The sequence below is a fragment of the Photobacterium piscicola genome, from assembly GCF_900166965.1.
Lineage (GTDB): Bacteria > Pseudomonadota > Gammaproteobacteria > Enterobacterales > Vibrionaceae > Photobacterium > Photobacterium piscicola.
In genome coordinates this window covers 300,891-321,381 of the sequence record NZ_FUZI01000004.1, presented here as the reverse complement: position 1 = coordinate 321,381, position 20,491 = coordinate 300,891, and the positions used below count along the sequence as shown (strand labels likewise).

General features: G+C 36.6%; 19 protein-coding genes. 15 read left to right on the top strand and 4 right to left on the bottom strand.

The window, feature by feature from the left end:
- Position 1: 1 nt before the first annotated feature.
- The 9 genes from CZ809_RS12825 to tsgA all read left to right on the top strand — a co-directional run bounded on the left by CZ809_RS12825 (position 2) and on the right by tsgA (position 10,181).
- Positions 2-853 (top strand): glycosyltransferase family 2 protein, encoded by an 852-nt coding sequence (locus CZ809_RS12825; protein WP_080158023.1) that lies wholly within the window; start codon positions 2-4, stop codon positions 851-853.
- Entirely contained in the window at positions 834-2,132 is a 1,299-nt protein-coding gene (locus tag CZ809_RS12820) for an O-antigen polymerase (RefSeq protein WP_080158022.1), read from the top strand. Before CZ809_RS12825 ends, CZ809_RS12820 begins: the two co-directional genes overlap by 20 nt.
- Positions 2,129-2,980 (top strand): glycosyltransferase family 2 protein, encoded by an 852-nt coding sequence (locus CZ809_RS12815; RefSeq protein WP_080158021.1) that lies wholly within the window; start codon positions 2,129-2,131, stop codon positions 2,978-2,980. The genes CZ809_RS12820 and CZ809_RS12815 overlap by 4 nt, the downstream gene beginning before the upstream one ends.
- A gap of 15 nt (positions 2,981-2,995) precedes the next feature.
- Positions 2,996-3,916: a glycosyltransferase gene (locus CZ809_RS12810; RefSeq protein WP_080158020.1), complete on the top strand. Its 921-nt coding sequence runs from the start codon at positions 2,996-2,998 to the stop codon at positions 3,914-3,916.
- On the top strand, positions 3,906-4,826 hold the full coding sequence (locus tag CZ809_RS12805; RefSeq protein ID WP_080158019.1) for an NAD-dependent epimerase/dehydratase family protein: 921 nt from the start codon (positions 3,906-3,908) through the stop codon (positions 4,824-4,826). The genes CZ809_RS12810 and CZ809_RS12805 overlap by 11 nt, the downstream gene beginning before the upstream one ends.
- Positions 4,823-5,374, top strand: a complete 552-nt coding sequence (locus CZ809_RS12800; protein WP_080158018.1) for a sugar transferase — start codon at positions 4,823-4,825, stop codon at positions 5,372-5,374. The genes CZ809_RS12805 and CZ809_RS12800 overlap by 4 nt, the downstream gene beginning before the upstream one ends.
- Positions 5,375-5,674: 300 nt before the next feature.
- Positions 5,675-7,618 (top strand): nucleoside-diphosphate sugar epimerase/dehydratase, encoded by a 1,944-nt coding sequence (locus CZ809_RS12795; RefSeq protein ID WP_080158017.1) that lies wholly within the window; start codon positions 5,675-5,677, stop codon positions 7,616-7,618.
- 611 nt (positions 7,619-8,229) lie between these two features.
- Positions 8,230-8,940, top strand: coding sequence for a purine-nucleoside phosphorylase (gene deoD, locus CZ809_RS12790; RefSeq protein WP_235865955.1), 711 nt, complete (start codon positions 8,230-8,232; stop codon positions 8,938-8,940).
- 74 nt (positions 8,941-9,014) lie between these two features.
- The gene (gene tsgA / locus CZ809_RS12785) at positions 9,015-10,181 is read left to right on the top strand and encodes an MFS transporter TsgA (RefSeq protein WP_080158015.1); all 1,167 of its coding nucleotides are present in this window, start codon (positions 9,015-9,017) and stop codon (positions 10,179-10,181) included.
- 52 nt (positions 10,182-10,233) lie between these two features.
- On the opposite strand, the gene CZ809_RS12780 is transcribed toward tsgA, so the two are convergent.
- Positions 10,234-10,914, bottom strand: coding sequence for a Crp/Fnr family transcriptional regulator (locus tag CZ809_RS12780; RefSeq protein ID WP_080158014.1), 681 nt, complete (start codon positions 10,912-10,914; stop codon positions 10,234-10,236).
- A 386-nt stretch (positions 10,915-11,300) separates the two neighbouring features.
- Between CZ809_RS12780 and CZ809_RS21480 the strand changes: the two genes are divergently transcribed.
- The 3 genes from CZ809_RS21480 (at position 11,301) to rfbB (ending at position 14,098) form a co-directional block, all read left to right on the top strand.
- Positions 11,301-11,435 (top strand): hypothetical protein, encoded by a 135-nt coding sequence (locus tag CZ809_RS21480; protein WP_255418394.1) that lies wholly within the window; start codon positions 11,301-11,303, stop codon positions 11,433-11,435.
- A 519-nt stretch (positions 11,436-11,954) separates the two neighbouring features.
- Entirely contained in the window at positions 11,955-13,028 is a 1,074-nt protein-coding gene (gene wecA / locus CZ809_RS12775) for a UDP-N-acetylglucosamine--undecaprenyl-phosphate N-acetylglucosaminephosphotransferase (protein WP_080158013.1), read from the top strand.
- Positions 13,029-13,054: 26 nt separating this feature from the next.
- Positions 13,055-14,098: a dTDP-glucose 4,6-dehydratase gene (gene rfbB, locus CZ809_RS12770; RefSeq protein ID WP_080158012.1), complete on the top strand. Its 1,044-nt coding sequence runs from the start codon at positions 13,055-13,057 to the stop codon at positions 14,096-14,098.
- A 136-nt stretch (positions 14,099-14,234) separates the two neighbouring features.
- Here the strand turns inward: rfbB and CZ809_RS12765 are convergent, their stop codons facing one another.
- Together CZ809_RS12765 and CZ809_RS12760 are read right to left on the bottom strand one after the other, a co-directional pair.
- Complete coding sequence (locus CZ809_RS12765; RefSeq protein ID WP_162841604.1) at positions 14,235-14,864, bottom strand: N-acetylmuramoyl-L-alanine amidase; 630 nt, start codon at positions 14,862-14,864, stop codon at positions 14,235-14,237.
- Positions 14,861-15,736, bottom strand: coding sequence for an alpha/beta hydrolase (locus tag CZ809_RS12760; protein ID WP_080158010.1), 876 nt, complete (start codon positions 15,734-15,736; stop codon positions 14,861-14,863). The genes CZ809_RS12765 and CZ809_RS12760 overlap by 4 nt, the downstream gene beginning before the upstream one ends.
- 230 nt (positions 15,737-15,966) lie before the next feature.
- On the opposite strand from CZ809_RS12760, the gene CZ809_RS12755 reads away from it, so the two are divergent.
- From CZ809_RS12755 to CZ809_RS12745, 3 genes are all read left to right on the top strand, one after another.
- Complete coding sequence (locus CZ809_RS12755; RefSeq protein ID WP_080158009.1) at positions 15,967-17,340, top strand: MBL fold metallo-hydrolase RNA specificity domain-containing protein; 1,374 nt, start codon at positions 15,967-15,969, stop codon at positions 17,338-17,340.
- Between the two features lie 137 nt (positions 17,341-17,477).
- Positions 17,478-17,699: a TA system antitoxin ParD family protein gene (locus tag CZ809_RS12750; protein ID WP_080158008.1), complete on the top strand. Its 222-nt coding sequence runs from the start codon at positions 17,478-17,480 to the stop codon at positions 17,697-17,699.
- Complete coding sequence (locus CZ809_RS12745) at positions 17,692-17,982, top strand: type II toxin-antitoxin system RelE/ParE family toxin (protein ID WP_080158007.1); 291 nt, start codon at positions 17,692-17,694, stop codon at positions 17,980-17,982. Before CZ809_RS12750 ends, CZ809_RS12745 begins: the two co-directional genes overlap by 8 nt.
- A gap of 156 nt (positions 17,983-18,138) precedes the next feature.
- Here CZ809_RS12745 and mnmC read toward each other — a convergent pair whose 3' ends face one another.
- A complete protein-coding gene (mnmC, locus tag CZ809_RS12740; protein WP_080158006.1) occupies positions 18,139-20,283 on the bottom strand; it encodes a bifunctional tRNA (5-methylaminomethyl-2-thiouridine)(34)-methyltransferase MnmC2/FAD-dependent 5-carboxymethylaminomethyl-2-thiouridine(34) oxidoreductase MnmC1 in 2,145 nt (714 codons plus the stop codon).
- Positions 20,284-20,491 lie beyond the last annotated feature (208 nt).

Here is a 20,491-nt window from a genome sequence, read left to right as displayed (position 1 = left end):
TATGTTGATAAGTATTATTATTCCCACCTGCCTCCGTTCTGAATGTGAATTAATACGTGCCATCGATTCTGTACTTTGGAATGGTTATGATAATATCGAAATTATAGTAGTTAATGATAATCGTACTAATAGTTTTGATGATTTCTGTTTTCTTATTTCAAGGTATAGCTCTGCATCTATTAAATTTTTATATAATACAGGAGAGAAAGGAGCTGCTTCTGCTAGAAATTATGCTGTTAATTACTCTTCTGGTGAATTGATAACATTTTTAGATGATGATGATTTCATTCTTCCTGGCCGTTTAGAACAAATGTACTTAGCTTTTATTGAGTTAGAATCTAAAGGAATACATTTAATCTCAACCGGTAGAGTTTATCAATATGAAAATTATTCTCAATTAGAAATAGTTGGGCGTCAATTATTTGGTAAAATCAATCTTAAAGATATTTATATTCATAATGATATAGATATTGGTTTTATGGTTAGAAAAAGCTTTTTTTTAGAGTTAAACGGTTTTGATCAATCTTATAAGAATCTTGAAGATTGGGATTTTATAATTCGAGCTTTAAAACTCGGTGGCGCTTATAAATTAAAATCATTTAGTTATATAGTTAAAAATGACATCTCAAATAATAGAGTATCTAACAATGACTATATCGGGTTAGAAAAGATATTAAATAATTATAGTTCAGAGTTTGGTTTAGTTTGGAAAGAAAAGATTGAAATTCAAATAGCTAGATCTATGAATAAATATGGATTAAGGAAAGCTATTCGAGCTACATTTGTGTGTAGAAGTTTATATCCTATAATTAACTATCTGGGTTATATTAAAAATGCAATTATTAGCAAGTAAATCTAAGTTAAAAATAATTTTTTCTTTGATTTTTATTGGTTGTTATTTTTATGGGTTATCATTAACTCATGATTTGTTTTTTTTGACTTCCTCATTTTTATTGTTGTTTTATATTGTTTTAATGTTGTTTTCTTGTCGTCAAATAGTTAACCCATTATCACTGTTATTTCCATTCGTTCTTAGTTTTTATTATTATCAATTTAAGATTTCTAGTAAGCAAGAAATCTTAAGTTTTATGACAATATCTGCTATATTTTTGTTTATAATTTGTTATATGATAGGTTTTTACGTTTGTATGATAAATTCTAGTAAAGTTAAGAATAATAAACATATTAATGTTGAGATAAAAAAATCAGCTTTAGATTTTATGTTATTTTTATCTTTAGGGGTTTTCTTATTTGAATGCTATTTCACTGGAGGTTTTCCTTTTTTTATAGCTCTTTTTGATAAGGTTAATATATATGCAGATATGTATTATGTCCCTATTCTACATTATTTAGTAATGCTAGTGGCAGTTTATCCAGCAGTATATTATTCATTATTTAAAAAAAATAGGATAACTAAAATATATTTTATATTTGTATCTTTTATTTCTATTTTTATTCTTCTTAATATAATGTCAAGACAAATTGTCATTATGTCATTAGTTTTCTTTATATATATGTATATTAAAGAAAATAAGCTTAATCTTAATAAGTATGTAGTAAGGTTTTCTATAGGTGCAGCTATAATTTTTATGGTTTTAGGATTTATTAGAATCCAGTCTATTAACGATAATGTTTCACAGTTAGAGTATCTTAAAGTATATTCTGGCGTACCATTAGATAGAGATGTAAACACGTTTGATATTACATTTAACCTATATGCATCACAAAACATCAGTACATTAAATAATATAATTTCCTCTACTAATGATTTTGGGTTCGGTTCATATTTATTAAAGCCAATTATAAAAACTTTTAAATTTGATGAACTTTTTAATATTGAATACCCTGAAAATTTAGATGGTTTTTCAAGGTTAGGGACTATTATTGCTGATCCGTATGTTGACTTCGGATTAGTCGGAACTGCTCTATTTGGTTTTCTATATGGTTTGATTAACACTTTTATTTATTTATATTATATATATTCCGACAATATAAGATATATATTACTATGGAGTTTGACTTCATTTATTATGGTTATGTCTGTATTTACGAATTTCTATAATACTTTATTTTCTTGGATTGTATTTTTATTGTCTTTTTTGTTAATAAGTCGCAGCAAGGCTAAATTATGATTTTTTCTATTATTATAACGTTTAACCCTGTAATTGAGGATGTGGAAAAATTAATTGTAGAGTTAAAGAAAGCATCTGTTATTCCTGTCGTTGTTGATAATTCTAGTGATGTTGAACACTTTTATGACTGTGAGAATATTCGGCTAAGTAATAATAAAGGTATAGCAAAAGCTCAGAATATAGGAATTGAACGAGCAATTGATATGGGTGCTAAATATGTTGTTTTTTTTGATCAAGATTCATTAATTCCTGATGCTGAGTTTATAAAAAAATTACATTCTCCGTTACTAAAAAATGAGGCAAAAATAACAGCTCCTATTTTTAAAGATAGAGCAAGAGGATATACATATCCAATAGTTAATATAAATAAAAATGGAAGTAGGACGAAACATTACCCGACGAATAATCATGATAATTTTTTTGTTAATAATGTTATTTCATCAGGATGTATGGTAAGTGTAGATATATTCAAACATGTAGGTGTAATGATAGATGATTTATTTATTGATTATGTTGATACTGAGTGGTGTTTGAGAGCTAGTAAGTTTGGATTTAATGTTCTTGTTGTACCATCAGCTCAAATGATACATTCTATAGGTGATGAGTCATTTTCTTTTTTTGGCCTAAATGTTACTAAGCATAGTCCTTTTAGACGTTATTTTAGGATAAGAAATTCATTTTACCTTCTACGCTGTGATTATATACCTAAAGTTATGGCTATTAGAGAGATAATATTTTCAATTGGACACCAAATAATTCTTATATTTTTCTCAAAAGGACTCCGCTATCAATATGTAAAAAGTTTATTTAGAGGGCTATTCGATGGTGTTTTTTCTCGTTTTAATTGAAGTTTGAGTTTGTATATGAATAGTTGTCATAAAGTTGCAATATTATTGGCTGCATATAATGGTGAAATTTATATTGAAGAGCAGCTAAATTGTTTATTGAATCAAAATAATATAGAGAATGATATATATATTAGTCTCGATTTATCTACAGATAATACAATTAATATAATTGAATCATATATTCAAAAACACAAAAATATTTATTTACTTTCTTATGGCAATAAATATGGAAGCGCTGGTCAGAACTTTTTTAGATTAATAAAAGATGTTGATTTTTCATCTTATGATTATGTGGCTTTTTCTGATCAAGATGATATATGGGATAACGATAAAATAATAAAAGGAATTAATGCGTTAAATAAAAATAATGCTGATTGTTATTCTGGAAATGTTACTGCTTTTTGGGAAGATGGACGGAAAAAAGAAGTTGTTAAAAATGATCCACAAGTTGAATTCGATTATCTTTTTGAATCAGCAGGACCTGGATGTACTTTTGTTATGACTAAAGAGTTTTCTTTAGCACTTAAGGCATCTTTATTTGATAGAAAGGAAAGTATTAAAAATATTTGGTTACATGATTGGTATTGTTATTCATTTGCAAGGTTTCATGGATATAAATGGTTTATAGATAATGAATCATTAATGATGTATCGACAACATGAAAACAATGAAGTTGGTGCAAATTCAGGTGTTATTAAAATAATTAATAGAGTAAAAGTAGTTTTGTCTGAGGATGCTTTTAAAAAAGTTTTATCTCAATCTGATTTTATTAAAATAGAATCAAAGCCAATACAATTATTGAAAGATAATTCAGCGAAAAGTTTATTTTTACTTGCAGTGATGGCTAAACAATGTAGAAGAAAAAAGACTGAGCAATTCGCTTTTTTTATTATGGTTTCACTTTTAGCTTTTAAGCGACTACTTCATGGTAAATAGAATTCTTCTTACTGGTGCTTCTGGGTTTATTGGCTCTTATTTGAAAAAATCTGATGACATTTTAGCTATAGTAATCAGAAAAAATGAAATTGATAATTGTAAGCCTAATTATGAAATAGATGGTTTAACTGAAAATACTTGTTGGGATAATGCATTTAATAATATTGATAGTATTATTCATCTAGCTGGGCTTGCTCATTCTAATAGTTTTTCTGAAAGTGATTATATTGCAGTTAATACTCAAGGAACTTTAAAATTAGCTAGTGATGCAGCAAAAGCTGGTGTTAAACGCTTCGTTTTTGTTAGTTCTATTGGGGTTAATGGTTCATCAACTGAATATGAAAAGCCATTTTGTTATTACTCTGAAGTTGAACCACATAATACTTACGCTAAATCTAAATTAGATGCAGAGATCGGTTTAAAAAAGATAGCTAAAGAAACGGGTTTAGAAGTTGTAATAGTTCGACCAACATTAGTTTATGGTCCCAATGCTCCGGGTAATTTTGGGTTGTTAACTAAACTAGTGACTAAATTACCATTATTACCTTTTGGGCTAGTTAACAATAAGCGTAGTTTTATTGCTGTTCAAAATCTAACTGATTTGTTATTAACATGTGCTAAACATCCTGATGCTGCCGGACATACTTTTTTAGCGTCAGATGGTAAATCCATCTCTACTAAAGAGTTTACCAATGCTATTGCAAAAGGGTTAAATAAATCAATTTATCAGCTACCAGTGCCTGCAAGTATCATGCGTTTAGGCGCTAAATTGATAGGTAAACAATCAATGGCTGAACAATTGTTAGATAATTTAGAAGTGGATTCATCAAATGCATTTGATGTAATGGGATGGAAACCACCTTATACAATGGAACAAGCTATGAATTTATTATCAAAGGAAATGAAATGATTCGTTTAATTGATTTTTTTGCCGCTTTTTTCGGTTTACTATTTTTATGGCCGATATTATTAATTGTGGTTGTTCTTGGTTTATTTGATACTGGATCACCCGTCTTTATTCAAACTCGTGTAGGTAAAAATAAGCAGCCATTTAAATTAATTAAGTTTCGCACTATGTCAGTTGATACTAAGTCTATAGCTAGTCATTTAGCCAGTAATGCATCGATCACTAAACTTGGTGCTTTTCTGCGAAAAACAAAAATTGATGAACTACCGCAATTAATTAATGTTTTAAAAGGTGACATGAGTTTAGTTGGCCCTCGTCCTAATTTATTTAATCAAGAAGAGTTAATAGCTGAACGCGATAAGTTAGGTGTTTATAATGTTTTACCTGGTGTTACTGGTTTGGCTCAGGTTCAAAATATTGATATGTCGACACCACAATTATTAGCTGAAACTGATAAAAAGATGATCGATAGTTTAACGCTTAAAGATTATTTTAAATATATTTTAATGACTGCTACGGGAAGTGGCAGTGGTGATGCAGTTAAACCTTAATTTATCCTTTTTAGTGCTGATTAAACACATCTTTAATATTATGTCTTTTGGAAATCATACCTAGCTCTCATTATGTATTGATGATATGCAACTGATATATTATTATGGAGTAATATCGGTATAGAATACCAGTATGATTTATTTTGTAATATTGAAATATTATTAAAGTTATTTATTTGAAAATAATTTATTTAAATTTAAACGATAGTGTAATGTTATCGTTTAAATTCGTTACACCATAAATACTGTACTAATTCGTATTACCTCTTTAGTTAACCCTTTTAATTTATAGGCTCCTCTATGAAAGTGGAACAGTTTATTTTTTCACTGTCTCGCAGTAACAAGCGCTTTGTTAGCTTAGCTTGTGATGTGTTATTTATTTTCGTGGCTTTTTGGGGCGCATTTGGTGTCCGTTATGGTCACTATGATTATTTTCTTAATGTTGCATTATGGGAATGCTTAGTTATTCTCACTGTTGCAACGTTATTTATTTTTGTCCAATTAGGTTTATACCGCGCGATATTACGTTATTTAACTTTCCATGCATTAGTGGTTGTCAGTGCAGGGGCTATATTTTCTGCGATTGCCTTTTCAGGATTAGGTTTTTATTTAGATGTTGGTATTCCACGTACGGTACCAATTATTTATGGTGCATTCTTAGCGTTATTAGCGGGTGGTGCGCGTTTAATTATGCGTACTTATATCGCCAATTTTAATCATCCTAAAAACCAACGTAAATCTGTGGTTATTTATGGTGCGGGTACTACTGGGCGTCAATTATGCTTGGCATTGCGTCAGAGTAATGATTATAAAGCGGTAGCGTTTGTCGATAATGATGACAGCTTGCGTAATACCACCATGATGGGGCTGCGCGTTTATCCTGCCAATAAAATAGCAGTAGTGCTGGATAAATATCATGCTGATCAAGTGTTATTAGCCTTGCCTAATGCTAGTCGTTCTGAGCGTAAAGCGGTTTTAAATCACTTACAGCATTTATCAATTGAAGTACGTACCGTGCCAGATATCGAAGATATTGTCAGTGGTAAATCAAAAATTGATGAATTGCGTGAAGTGCCGATTGAAGATCTATTAGGTCGAGATCCGGTTGAGCCTGTGGCTGAATTATTTACCGCCAACATTACCGATAAAGTAGTTATGGTAACAGGTGCGGGCGGTTCGATTGGTTCTGAGCTTTGTCGTCAGATTTTAAATCAAAAACCCGCAAAGTTAATCTTGTTTGAAGTGTCTGAATATAGCCTTTATGCAATAGAAAAAGAGTTGGTTGAGAAAGTTAAAAAAGAAGGTTTAACGGTTGAGATTTATCCGTTGTTGGGCAGTGTTCAGCGTGAGAACCGTCTGCAAGCAGTAATGGAAGCATTTCAAGTTCAAACCTTATACCATGCTGCGGCTTATAAGCATGTGCCGATGGTTGAGTTTAATGTGGTCGAAGGGGTACGTAATAACGTCTTCGGTACATTATATACTGCACAAGCGGCGATGAATGCAGGGGTTGAAACCTTTGTTTTGATTTCGACGGATAAAGCAGTACGCCCAACCAATGTAATGGGTACCACTAAACGTATGGCTGAGCTTTCTTTGCAAGCCTTGGCAGAAACATCAACCAAAACCCGTTTTTGTATGGTGCGCTTTGGTAATGTTCTTGGTTCATCAGGTTCGGTTATTCCACTGTTTAAGCGTCAAATTGCTGAAGGTGGCCCTGTTACGGTAACTGATCCTAATATCATTCGTTTCTTTATGACTATTCCAGAAGCGGCACAGTTGGTAATTCAAGCGGGCGCAATGGGTAAAGGCGGCGATGTGTTCGTGTTAGACATGGGCGAGCCAGTTAAGATTGCAGAATTAGCGGCGAAGTTAATTAAGCTATCAGGCTTGGAAGTCAAAGATGAACTAAACCCTAACGGTGATATTGAAATTCAGTATTCAGGTTTACGCCCTGGTGAGAAGCTGTATGAAGAGTTATTGATTGGCGATAATGTCGGTCAAACTCGCCATGAGCGTATTATGACGGCGGATGAGATTTACTTACCGTGGTCACAGTTAGAACCGTTATTACAACGCCTTGATGCTGCATGTCATGATTTTGAACATGAAACAGTACGTAATATTTTGCTTGAAGCGCCAACGGGCTTTGTTCCTACTGATGGTATTTGTGACATCGTGTGGAACATCAAACCGCGTCCACAATTGGCTGAAGTGATTCCACATCAACCGATTAGTGCATAGTGTTGTATTAAGGGGCGAGGAAGAGCAGGGGCTAGGTTGCTAGTTTTGAGAAAAAGCGATAGATGAGAATCTATCGCTTTTTTTTTGTGAAATTTTGAGTGGCGAGCAATTGAAGCATAATTACGCCTTGACGCGCGGACGGTAGATTCCCTATCTCGTTCGTAACCTCACTGTAGGGAATGACGGGGGGATTATTAGCCGTCATCCCGGAAGGTGAGGCACGAAGCTATCCGGGATCTATTCACCGCGTGCTTGAGCCTTAAAGATATCAGTGAATTCAATAACTCCACAACGTGAGGACGGTAGATTCCCTATCTCGTTCGTAACCTCTCTGTAGGGAATGACGGGGTTGGTATTGGTAGCGTTTATCGCTTTATGTGTTGATTATTGAGTTGTTATGATTTGAGCTCGTGCTTGGTGATTATGTTATTGTTTTATTTTGGTTTTTGTTACTATTTCTAAGTTGAAAGATTATTGTAAATATGCCCAAAAGTTCAATTTAAATAAGAATAATAAAATTGAGATATCAAACCGAAAAAGCGGACTTTAGTCCTGAAATATTGAGAGGGTGTTTGTTTACTATGAGCGCAGACAAACACTTGAAGGTTTATATCATGACTGCACATATTAATGCTCAACCGGGTGACTTTTCTGAAACTGTGATCATGCCAGGCGATCCATTGCGGGCGAAGTTTATTGCTGAAACCTATTTAACGGATGCAGTGTTAGTCACTGATGTTCGTAATATGTTGGGCTATACCGGTTATTACAAAGGTCAGCGAGTATCGGTGATGGGACACGGTATGGGTATTCCCTCAATGGTGCTTTATGGTCACGAACTGATTCATGATTTTGGGGTGAAGCGCATTATTCGTATTGGCAGCATTGGTGCCACTCAAAAAGATGTTCATATGCGCGATATTATTTTAGCACAAGCGGCGGGTACTGATTCTCCAACCAATGCTAAACGTAGTAGTGGTTATCAAATGGCAACCTCAGCCAATTTTGGTTTATTACACAATGCCTATATGACAGCGCAACAGAAAAACATTGATGTAAAGGTCGGCAACATTTTCACAGGTGATATGTATTACGATCCTGATCAAGATTTGATTCCAGCGTTAGAACGTTTTGGAGTATTAGGGATTGATATGGAAGTGGCGGGTTTATATGGCCTTGGGCATCAGTTTAATATTGAAACCCTCGCTATTTTAACGGTGTCTGATCACTGTCTAACCGGTGAAGAAACCACCGCTGAAGAACGTCAATTGTCTTTCAATAATATGATTGAATTGGCATTGGAAACCGCATTACAGCCTTAATCATTCTGCAATGGCTCTTTTTTGAATAACATTAAAGAGCCGTTGCTTCGCCGCTGACTCATGGAGTGAAATCAATGAAGAATAAAATCACCCTTACTGCCCTTAGTTTCCTTGCCAATTTTATTATGGCAGGTTTTGCCACTCAATTTGGAATGCTAATTGAACCTATCGCCACCAAGTTTGCAGCCAATGTAAACGAAGTTGCGTCGATATTTTCATTACTCAATGGTGGCGCACTAGCAGGTACGATTGCTGCGTTTTTCCTGATTGAAAAAATCGGTATTAAACGTATGACAATGGGCTGTTATTCATTGATTGCCATTGCGGCGGTTATTTTGCATCTGACCACCAGTTTAACGGTGGTGATGATGGCGATGACTGCGATTGGTTTTTGTGGCGGTGTCGGTTTATGTATCGCGGGTACCATTGTGGTATCGGTGTGGAAAGATAAAATTCAAAGTACAATGTTAGTGGTGCAAGATGCTACGTTTAACATTGCTGGGGTTATCTTCCCTTTGATCACCACTTATGCCTTAACGCAAGGTCTATCATGGAGCTACAGTTACTTAGCTGTTGGTATGGTCGCAATTGCAACTGCGATTATTGCAGTATTCACTAACTTTAAAGCTTGTGAAACTTCAGGGATCAATGGCGAGAAAGAACAGTCTGAATGGAATTTTGGTATTGTTAGTGGCGGTATTGGTTTATTCCTTGGCATGCTTGCGCTTTATACCTTCTTAACTTGGGCGCCTATCTTTGTTAAAGATAAGTTTGCGATTCCATTTGAAGACGCAGGTAGCATTATCACTCAATACTGGTCTGCTGCGTTAGTGGGCGCATTGGTGTCGACGGTGATTGTATCGCGCATGAAAATTCAACATTTCTTATTGGTGGTGATTTCATTGGCGATGGTGATCACGGCGGTTATCGTGACCACAGATAAGATGTCATGGTTATCTTACTTAACCTATGGCTACGGTTTTGTGTGTGCCGCGCTTTATAATGCTTTTATTGCTTATGGGGTGTCGTTTGTTCGCAATGCCAGCAGTAAGAATGTGTCATACATTTTAGTCAGTGGCAGTGCTGGTGCTATGTTTAGTCCTGCAATCAGTTCTGTATTTGAGCGTGTGGTCGGTCTTCAAACGGTGATGTATGCCATTCCGGTTATTTACGCGATTATTTTGGTGATGCTATTGCTATGCCAGCGTTACCAAGTGCGCCAAGCGATGTTATGCCGTTAATTTAATACAACCAAAAGTATGATTATTAAATGAAGAGTAAGGACTTATGTGCTTACTCTTCTGCGTCTAAATAGGCTTTGAGCTTATCCATATTCACAACCACTAATTTTTTCTTTTCTTTATTGATTAAGCCTAATGTGATCAATTGTTGTACTGAACGACGATAGACTCTATCAGAGGTACCAAAGCGTTCTGCTTCTAAATAGCCTTTGGTAAAGCCATCAATGGGCAGATCATTTAAGTGCTGGTGATAAAGATCGTAGGCAATATTATAAGCAATAGGGTAGAGCAAACGCCGCGTTAGAATTTCAACGGTATCTTGATAATCAATAGCGATAGCACTGGCAAAGAATAACGCTAGTTGTGGATTTTGATTCAGTGCCTGTTGCAGCTTATCACGGTTAATGATCCACACTTCGAGTGCTTCAGATGCAATGATATCCATCTGACATCGGTAATTAGAAAAAAACTCCATTTCTCCAAAAATCTGGTGATCGCAATAAATTGTCCCCAGCTGAAAAGTACGCCCACTACGGGTGCTATATTTCAATGCTATACGGCCTTGTTTAACTAAGATCAGTGCACCGAGTGGCTGCCCTTGTTGCATGACTAACTGCCCTTCATCGATAAATCTTTTCTCGCTAATACAATCTAAGACTATTTTTTCTATCTTGGTATATTCATCAACCCAAGATTGCTGATAACGACCTTTTTGTAATGGTTTAAGTTGCATATCAAATACCTATTATTTATTCCTATGAATGATACTGCATTGATTTGGTTTGGGATAGAGTAAGGGGGAGAGGAAGAGCTGAGGTTTCGATATGGAAAATGTTTTTAGATACTATTCTGTTCTTCTTCGTCCCTAAAACCTCGCCTCTCGACACCTTTCTCCTCGTTCCCTTTTTGACTCATTAAATAAGCACTAAAATGCTTACTATAAAAATAAGTTATAACTACTGTTGTGTATTATCGTCATATTTTTGACGACTATGCTTTTTGTCACAAATATACCTTAAATGTATTCTTTTGTGTGGATCATGATTAATGCTGTGCATATACTGTGCAAATAGAACAGGACGTTGTTCAGAATATTTATATATTTAAGAGTGAAGTGATATGCAACTGTTAAAGCAATTTATGGCGTGGTTAAGCAAACTTGATGAGTACGATAAGCAAGCAAAGCAAATGCGTCGTGAAGATCGTCTTGGCGAATATGACTACAGTTCAGAACTTATAAAAACGAAAAAGTAGTCATTATTTTAATTTGTTGTTATATCAATTTATAAAACAACAATAACAGTTACAGCCTAATATATAATATTTAAGAAACCACAATTCATATTCTTATTGAATGATTGTGGTTTTTTTGTGTTTGTTATTTAATACTTATTAAAATATCCATATGTTATTTGTATGTGTGTATCTGTCTTTATTTGTTGGATTAATTTCTGCTGTTTTTAAGTGCGTTTTATTGCTTTTGTTTTATTGGCGCTGAATAGCTATTTGATTATAAAAATATTAATTTAACCAATTGTTTATAATATATTTTTCTTGGTTGTTTCTTTTTCTTTATTATTTATTATGTTTAATTTATCTTAAAGATTCTTGCTTTGACAGTTTTGCGTTTTTATTCCTTTAGCTATTAATTTCTCTGTAATATGGTGCCTGTAGTTTCTGTTATTAAGTTAATTTCAAAGTTATCATTTAAATGAATATCTTTGTTTAAATTGATAATAAATTTTACTTTAAATCACAGGTAAATATTTAATTATGGAATATTCATATATATTTGTTTTTGTGTTGTCGTTTGTTACTTTATTTATTATGCGTAAGGTCGCAAAGAGAATTGGTTTAGTTGATAAGCCGAATGCACGTAAGCATCATCAAGGTGTTATACCTTTAGTTGGTGGTATCTCCGTTTTTATTGCGTTTTCTATTGCCGCGTTATTGATTTTACCTGTTAATTTAACCCTTTTGTTGTATCTCGGTTGTAGTTTGATTTTATTGGTTGTTGGTGTCGTTGATGATTATTTCGATATTAGCTTTAAAATACGATTAGTTGTACAAGCGGGTATCGCGTTAGCAATGATTACTTTCGGTGGACTTTCATTAGATAACCTCGGCTATTTAATGGGCAGTGAAACTCTACAATTGTCTCCTGTTATTGGTGGCATTATAACCGTGGTCGCATTTATTGGAGCGATTAATGCTTTCAATATGGTCGATGGTATTGATGGCTTGCTGGGGGGATTAGCCTCTGTCACATTCTCCGCCATGGGGTATGTGTTCTATATTAATGGTAATAATGAATTAGCTCTTTTCTGTGGCTTATTAGTAACGGCAATGGTGCCATATATAATGCTGAACCTTGGGTTGCCTTTTGGACGACGTTTTAAAGTCTTTATGGGGGATGCAGGCAGTGTGTTTATCGGATTTACCGTGGTATGGTTATTGGTTCGTGGTACGCAAGATACAAATATCGTCGCGTTTAAACCAGTTACTGCATTGTGGTTAATTGCGATTCCATTGATGGACATGGCAACAATAATGATCCGTCGAGTACGTAAAGGCCAATCACCGTTTAAACCTGATCGTGAACATTTACACCATATTTGTCAGCGCATGGGATTATCGTCACGATTAACACTGTTTGTTATTTGTCTGCTTGCGATTAATTGTGCCGCGATTGGTATTTGGGCTGAAACGGCCAGAATTAATGAATCAACCATGTTTATTGCTTTCTTAGTGATGTTTGTTTGTTACTTTACGGTGATTAATTATATTTGGCGTATTACCGCTGTTGTTAAGCGCTTATTTGGTCTTCCGACAATACACGAAGCGTAAGCTATATCATTATAAAGGATCATATCGTGAATATTTTGGTGACGGGTGGGGCTGGTTTTATTGGTTCTGCTGTTATTCGACATATTATTGATAATACAGAAAATAATATTATTAATGTGGATAAACTAACGTATGCAGGTAATTTATCTACATTAGAATCTATTGTATCAAATCCACGCTATACGTTTGAACAGGTTGATATTTGTGATCGTGGTGAATTAGAACGTATTTTCTCTTTTTATCAACCTGATGTAATCATGCATTTAGCTGCAGAAAGCCATGTGGATCGTTCTATTGATGAACCCGCTGCATTTATAACAACTAATATTATTGGTACCTATACTTTACTTGAGGTAGCACGTAGTTATTGGCAGTCATTATCAGCATCACGCCAACAAGCCTTTAAGTTTCATCATATTTCAACAGATGAAGTGTTTGGTGATTTAGCTAATTCGAAATTATTATTTAATGAAAATACGGCTTATAATCCCTCAAGCCCATATTCTGCATCTAAAGCATCGAGTGATCACTTAGTTCGCGCATGGTGCCGTACTTATGGATTACCCGTAATTATTACGAATTGCTCTAATAATTACGGACCATATCATCACCCTGAAAAATTGATACCTCGCATAATATTAAATGCACTTGCAGGTCAGCCATTGCCCATTTTTGGTGATGGTTTGCAAGTGCGTGATTGGTTATATGTTGATGATCATGCACAGGCTTTATATTGTGTGTTAACTGAAGGTTGTGTTGGTGAGACGTATAATATCGGTGGTTATAATGAAAAAACAAATATCGATGTTATTAAAACAATATGTCTGTTACTTGAAGAATTAGCCCCTAATAAACCCCAAGCCGTGAATGATTATCAAGACTTAATTTGTTATGTTGCAGATAGACCTGGGCACGATATTCGTTATGCGATTGATGCATCTAAAATTACACGCGAATTGGGCTGGTATCCGCAAGAGACATTTGAATCTGGGCTGCGTAAAACCGTTGAATGGTATTTAAATAATCCCACGTGGTGGCAACCAGTGCTGGAAGAGTGTGACAATAATTAATATTAATAGCACCGTGAAGTAGAGCCACTTAAGTATCAAGAAAAAAGCGTCACAACAGATGATGCTTTTATCTTGATACCGCTCCTCCTCGCCCCTTATTTCCTTGCCTTTCCTCGCCACTCGCTACTGCTCTTCCTCATCCCTTGTTTCCCTGCCTTCCCCCCTCCACCCACGCTAAAATCCCCTGCACATGATAATCAATAATTTTCTGTCGGCCTTTCGGTGACATTAAAATCAAACAACATTCGATTTCATTATCCATAAAGAAATTTTCAGTTAATACCGCTGCCATGTGTGTTTTTCTGAGCATATAAAAGCCGCGCTCTTTATCGCTGTCGCCATCGCTATAATCACTTCGAAGTGGTTTATTGGGAAACACTTGCGTAAAAGCGTGGGTGATATGATCGGCAACAATGTCGCTGCTGGTTTGGCCGCGGCTGGTGTAAATCTCAAATCCTTTGCCTCCGCCAGCATTGGCATGGACTGAAATTAATAAACATTGATGATGAGGGTATTGGGTTGCTAAATGGTTGGCACGATTAACGCGAGTGCGAAGGCTGATATCTTCTCGCTCTGGTACAATAATTTTATTTTCAATGCCGTGTAAAGTCAGTGTTTGGCTGATCCCTTGAGTGATGGCACGATTAAATTCCCCTTCAAATAATTGTTTACCGTTGGACCATAATGGTGAGCGTTTGCCTGCGGTTTGATAAATACCATTAATAATGCCGCCATGACCGGGATCTAACAGAATAAAGGGCTTCATAATGTCACCTTTGGAATACCATATTTCGCGATAACATCACTCCATAAATAACCATAAGATTTGTGTGAATTACCCGGATAGTGATTGGTAATGTAACAATCTTGAGGCTGTATTTGATGACGATTAGCAAGGTAATCATCGCTTAAATCATGATCGATACACACGATGTCGGTTTTATCACTGACGTTGATCCATTGCTCAGTAACACAATCAGGCGTGGCTAACTTTTTGACACTGGGCTGGTGAGTGATTTTAGGTAAAAAGCCTTTAACACTCGTAAGACCCAGTGGCGAGCCAAAGGTAAACCAAGTGCTGATTTGTGGCGGGGTAGTTTGGCGACTAAGCTGGTGGAGAACGTTATAAGCGATCACGGTGCCCATTGAATGGCTAAGTAAAATGATTGGTCGATGTTGGTATTGATTAAGCAGCTTTATTAATGGTTGTTCGACAGCTCGCTGATAGCTTGGATCATGAAAATAGTAATGGATATCTGGCAGTAATGATTTTAAAAATGGCTTAGAGATAAAAGAGAAGAGATTGAATTTATCTTCCATCCACTCTGCCATTTTAGTTGCCCAATATGGCGGTGTAGGAAGGGGAATTGGCTGCTCTTTGTCATGACGGTTATAAGTAGGTAACGGTTTTATGGTGTGAATCTGCGCAATCGCGGTGGTAGTGGCTGCTGATAACACTAAAGGTTGTTGGTAAAAGTGATCAGCATAATAGGCCATTTTAAAATCAATTTGAGGGTGTAATTGGGATTGGTTATAGCGTTGTAAGCCATGTTTAAGTGCTTGTTGCCAATGCGCACTTAGCGTTGTTGTCGGCAGTTTATTTCCTCTGCCATGAATAGCAATAATGATCGGATACATAATCGACAAGCTCTCTTAATTGATGATTAGAGCGCTATTACAGTTGATATGTGTTTGGTTGTATATTTTGGGGCGTTTTTTTGTGATCTAATATGTACTCCTTAATGTTTGTTACATTACATTAACATTGTAACGGCGGATGCTTCCTAGTTCTATCTGTTAACATTTCTAACAATATCAGTACGCTGGCATTATAGGACTTTTATTTATTATAAGCAGAGGGGATAGCAGTGAATATTGTTCATCATGGCGCGAAAACGGGAGTAACAGGATCATGTCATGAGCTTATTATGGGGGATAATAGTTTATTAATTGATTGTGGTTTATTCCAAGGAAAAGAAGCCCGTGATACGTTAGATATTGAATTTGATATTAATAATATAGCTGCATTATTACTGACTCATAGCCATATTGATCATATAGGCCGCTTGCCGTGGTTACTTGCGGCTGGGTTTTCTGGGCCTATTTACGCGACCGAGGCAACAGCAGCTTTAGTCCCCTTGATGTTAGAAGATGGACTTAAAATTCAGTTAGGGCTCAATAATAAGCAATGTGAAAAAGCATTGGCATTAATACACCAGCGTATTCGTCCGGTACCTTATGATTGCTGGGCACAAATTGTATTACCCACGGGTGAGTTAGTTAAGATTTGTTTTCGTCCGGCAGGGCATATTTTAGGTTCGGCCTATATTGAAATTAAATTGCCGACCAATGAAATAGTGGTTTTTAGTGGCGATCTTGGACCTAAAAATACGCCATTACTCACTGATCCTATTCCACCGACATCTGCGCATACATTGGTAATTGAAAGTACATATGGCGATAAACCTCACCACCCGCTTGAATATCGACAACGGGTATTAAAACAGATCATTGAGCGTTCATTGCAAGATGGTGGCGCAATTGTTATTCCTGCTTTTAGTGTCGGTCGCACCCAAGAATTGTTATTTGATCTCGAAAATATTATTGCAGAAGTGGATGTTGATCCTAATGAAGATCAAACCATTAAAAGGGTGTGGAAAACATTACCCGTAATATTGGATTCACCATTGGCACAAAAGGTAACGGAACAATATCGTCATTTTCATGAGCTATGGGCTAAAGAAGCCAAGCAACGACGTTATATGGGGCGACATCCATTAGCATTTGAACAATGCATTACCATTGATAGTCATGCAGATCATATTGAATTGGTTAATCGTCTTCAACATTCAGGTGAGCCTGCGATCATTGTTGCCGCCAGCGGTATGTGCTCAGGTGGGCGAGTGGTAAATTATTTAAAAGCTTTGTTAGCAGATAAACGTACCGATGTTATTTTTGCAGGTTATCAAGCACAAGGCACCACTGGACGCGCATTAGTCGATGGCGAAAAAGTGATTAAAATTGACGATAAGGTGATTGATGTTGCGGCGCAGATTCACCAATTATCAGGCTATTCTGCCCATGCTGCACAAGAGGATCTGGTCAGTTTTGTGGCCGATATTGAGCAAGGCCCACAAGTGATTAAAGTGGTGCATGGCGATCTTGAAGCACAGACGGCATTAGCGGCAGAGTTGAGGAAGGTTAAGCCTGAGGCAACGGTGATCATTGCCGCGAGTGAGTAAGAGATAGGAAGGGCAGGGACGAGGAAAAGCAGGGATGAGGTTGCTCCTTCTCGTCTCTGCCTTTGAGTAGCGAGTTGCATCAACTGTAGCAACTTGCTACAGTTAATGTTGAGAATTTATTTAATAGGAATAGAACAATGGCGACAGCAAGCGTTCGAATTGACCAAGCACTTTTTGATAAAGCAACAATTATCGCGAAAGCACTTAATCGTACAACACCTAAGCAAATTGAGCATTGGGCAAAAATTGGTGAAATGATGGAAGATAATCCAGACTTGCCGTACGAGTTTGTAAAGCAAGCTATTATTGCAAAAGCAGAAAAAGAAGCAGGTAAATTAGAGAGTTATAGTTTTGATTAACATTACTCAAATTCTTCAAACTCCTACATTTAAAAAAGCGGTGAAGAAACTACATAAAAATCAAAAAATGGATCTTGATAATGCTATTCGTCAGCTTTTGACAGATCCTTACCTCGGAGAACAGAAAAAAGGTGATCTGTCATTTTTACGTGTTTACAAGTTTAAAATGGTAAAACAATTAACATTACTTGGATATAGCTATGAAGATGGAACGGTTACTTTAGAATTAATAGCGTTAGGAGCACATGAAAACTTTTATCGTGATGTAAAGGTAATCTATTAAGTTTGTAATTCTGATGGTGGATAATAGACTGAGTGGATACCAAATCTACCCTATAAGTCTTTGTAGCGAGATAACGAGTCTCGGTACTAAATCTATCGACACTCGCTATCTTTAATTTTGCTCTTCCTCGCCCCTAAAAATCTCGCCCCTCTAATCCTATGATCTCACCTCTTTCCCGCGCACTAATTTTCGCACCCACATTCGCCCAGGGTGGAGCGCATCTAGCACTGTGTGTGGTAATGGTAGTGGATCGCCACAAATTTGTGATGCTAATAATTCACCTAGTAAAGGTGCTGAACTTAACCCGCGCGAGCCTAAACCAACAATCGCAAATAAGTTTTGATAAACAGGGACATTTTGAGCGTAAAGCTGGTTATCTTTTAGATCCTGATATTGCTTAATCAAATCATCATAGCGACACACATTGCCAACAAACGGTAAATGATCGCGACTGGCACAACGGACGCCAATGCGCGCACGTGAGGGTTGATCGAATGCGTCAACATCAATCTCACTCGCCCATGAGGTTGTTGCAGGAACACTGTCTAATAAACGTTGCTTGTTTTGTTGTTGGTCTACTTCATTGTAATCAAGATCGCAATTACGACGTGCATAACTAGCGCCTATGCAATGACTGTCTGTATTGGTGTTAGCTGGCGTTAAATAGCCGTCGTAACACAATACTGTTTCCAGTTTGGTTAATTGTGCATTTGTTGGTACATGGCTAACTTGGCCGCGTACTGATGAGGTTGGAATCGGTGCTGTTTGAGGATATTGATTAAAACGATGACCATTAGCCACAACAACGGTGGTGTGATCTGCCGTAGTACCATCAGCAAAGGTTAGTTGCCATTGTGAGTGATTAGATTCGGTTTTAATTTGCTCTAGTGCCGTAACATCACGGTTAAGGTGTAATGTCAGTTTGCCTGTTTTAACGGCAGATTCTATTAATGCTTGGGTTAACTGTTGTGGGCATAACCAGCCACCGAGCGGATAATTAACACTGCGACAATCAGTTTCAACACCTGTGATTGCAAGGGTTTGTTCAACAGTTAAACTTTGCACTAATGATGATGGAAAACCACCCGCTAACATACAATCTAATTTTTGGGTCTGGCGACCGAGTTTTTTATCATTAGTTGTGATTGCGTGTTGTTTTTCTGTTTCAGTGAGATTTTTACCGTTCTCATCCCACGCTAATTGGGTGACGCCACACCAATCATGATCAAATTGGCAGTATTGAGCCGCTTGTTCAACAAATTGACGTGCATAAATAAAGCCAGGCGCAAAAAAACGAGAGAGAGCGTCATGTTTACCGTTAAGAAGCGGGTAGACTGCGCCTTGACGATTGCCTGATGCGCCTTGGGCTAATTCGCTATCAGCACAATATAAGCTGACTGTTTGACCGCGGCGGATCAGTGAAATAGCGGTTGTAGCTGATGCAATACCACCACCAATAATGGCGATGTCAGTTGGCTCTGATTGCGCGGTTTGTTGTGAACTACGAGCAAACCACGGTTTAAAATTCGCTTGCTGGTGGTTTTTAATTATTGTACCCACGGTCATGTGACGCTTAACACCAAAACCTTTCGCTTTTTGAATATCAAAGCCCGCTTCACTGAGGCCTCGACGGACAAAACCTGCCGCAGTAAAGGTTGCAACGGTACACCCTGGGCGCGCCATATTCGCCATATTATTGAACAGATCTTGACTCCACATTTCAGGGTTTTTCTTTGGTGCAAAACCATCTAAGAACCAAGCATCAACAAGGCCGTTATTGCCAACCCAAACTTGAGGCATACAGTCTTTAATGTCGCCAAACCATAAATCAAGGGTGATCATGCCATTTTCAAGCACAATACGGTGACAATCTGCAACTGCGGGGGGATAATGTTGATCAAGCTTTTGAGTGAACTCGGCTAGTTCTGGCCATACTTGGTGTGCTTTGAGGAGATCTTGTTTAGTAATTGGGGCTTTTTCAAAGCTAATAAAGTGTAATTCTTTGACGGTTGCGTCTGGGTGTTGCTCACGAAAGGCTTTAAATGTTTGCCACAGTGCAAAAAAATTAAGTCCAGTACCAAACCCTGTTTCTGCAACGACAAATCGACGTCGATCAAAATCATGCCAGCGCTCAGGTAAACCATTTTGTTTGATGAACACATAACGTGTTTCTTCTAGTCCGTCGTCATTTGAGAAATAGATATCATCAAAGTCGGTGGATAATGGGCTACCAACGTCATTCCAATCAAGGATGGCATTTTCAATCCGGAGTGTAGACTGTGCAGGGGTAGGACGAGACAAAACGAACCTCTTGTTTAGCTGCTGAGCATTTTGCCACCATTTTATGCATAAAAATGCATCAATTAGGGGTTCTAAATGCGATTGTAGGGCAATTTTGATTAGATTGTACCTGAAATACAGGAAAGCTGACCACTTTTCAGGAGCAAAGCCGTTATAGTTCTCGTACTAAACAATCGTTAACTTTTTTGTTTATTTTTAAAGAAGAAGG

Coding starts and splice junctions, on each gene's coding strand:
- CZ809_RS21480 (WP_255418394.1), top strand. CDS start 11,301: ATGCAACTGTTAAAGCAATTTATGGCGTGGTTAAGCAAACTTGATGAG.
- CZ809_RS12825 (WP_080158023.1), top strand. CDS start 2: ATGTTGATAAGTATTATTATTCCCACCTGCCTCCGTTCTGAATGTGAA.
- CZ809_RS12805 (WP_080158019.1), top strand. CDS start 3,906: ATGGTAAATAGAATTCTTCTTACTGGTGCTTCTGGGTTTATTGGCTCT.
- CZ809_RS12810 (WP_080158020.1), top strand. CDS start 2,996: ATGAATAGTTGTCATAAAGTTGCAATATTATTGGCTGCATATAATGGT.
- CZ809_RS12820 (WP_080158022.1), top strand. CDS start 834: ATGCAATTATTAGCAAGTAAATCTAAGTTAAAAATAATTTTTTCTTTG.
- tsgA (WP_080158015.1), top strand. CDS start 9,015: ATGAAGAATAAAATCACCCTTACTGCCCTTAGTTTCCTTGCCAATTTT.
- CZ809_RS12800 (WP_080158018.1), top strand. CDS start 4,823: ATGATTCGTTTAATTGATTTTTTTGCCGCTTTTTTCGGTTTACTATTT.
- CZ809_RS12780 (WP_080158014.1), bottom strand. CDS start 10,914: ATGCAACTTAAACCATTACAAAAAGGTCGTTATCAGCAATCTTGGGTT.
- CZ809_RS12795 (WP_080158017.1), top strand. CDS start 5,675: ATGAAAGTGGAACAGTTTATTTTTTCACTGTCTCGCAGTAACAAGCGC.
- CZ809_RS12750 (WP_080158008.1), top strand. CDS start 17,478: ATGGCGACAGCAAGCGTTCGAATTGACCAAGCACTTTTTGATAAAGCA.
- CZ809_RS12815 (WP_080158021.1), top strand. CDS start 2,129: ATGATTTTTTCTATTATTATAACGTTTAACCCTGTAATTGAGGATGTG.
- wecA (WP_080158013.1), top strand. CDS start 11,955: ATGGAATATTCATATATATTTGTTTTTGTGTTGTCGTTTGTTACTTTA.
- CZ809_RS12765 (WP_162841604.1), bottom strand. CDS start 14,864: ATGAAGCCCTTTATTCTGTTAGATCCCGGTCATGGCGGCATTATTAAT.
- CZ809_RS12760 (WP_080158010.1), bottom strand. CDS start 15,736: ATGTATCCGATCATTATTGCTATTCATGGCAGAGGAAATAAACTGCCG.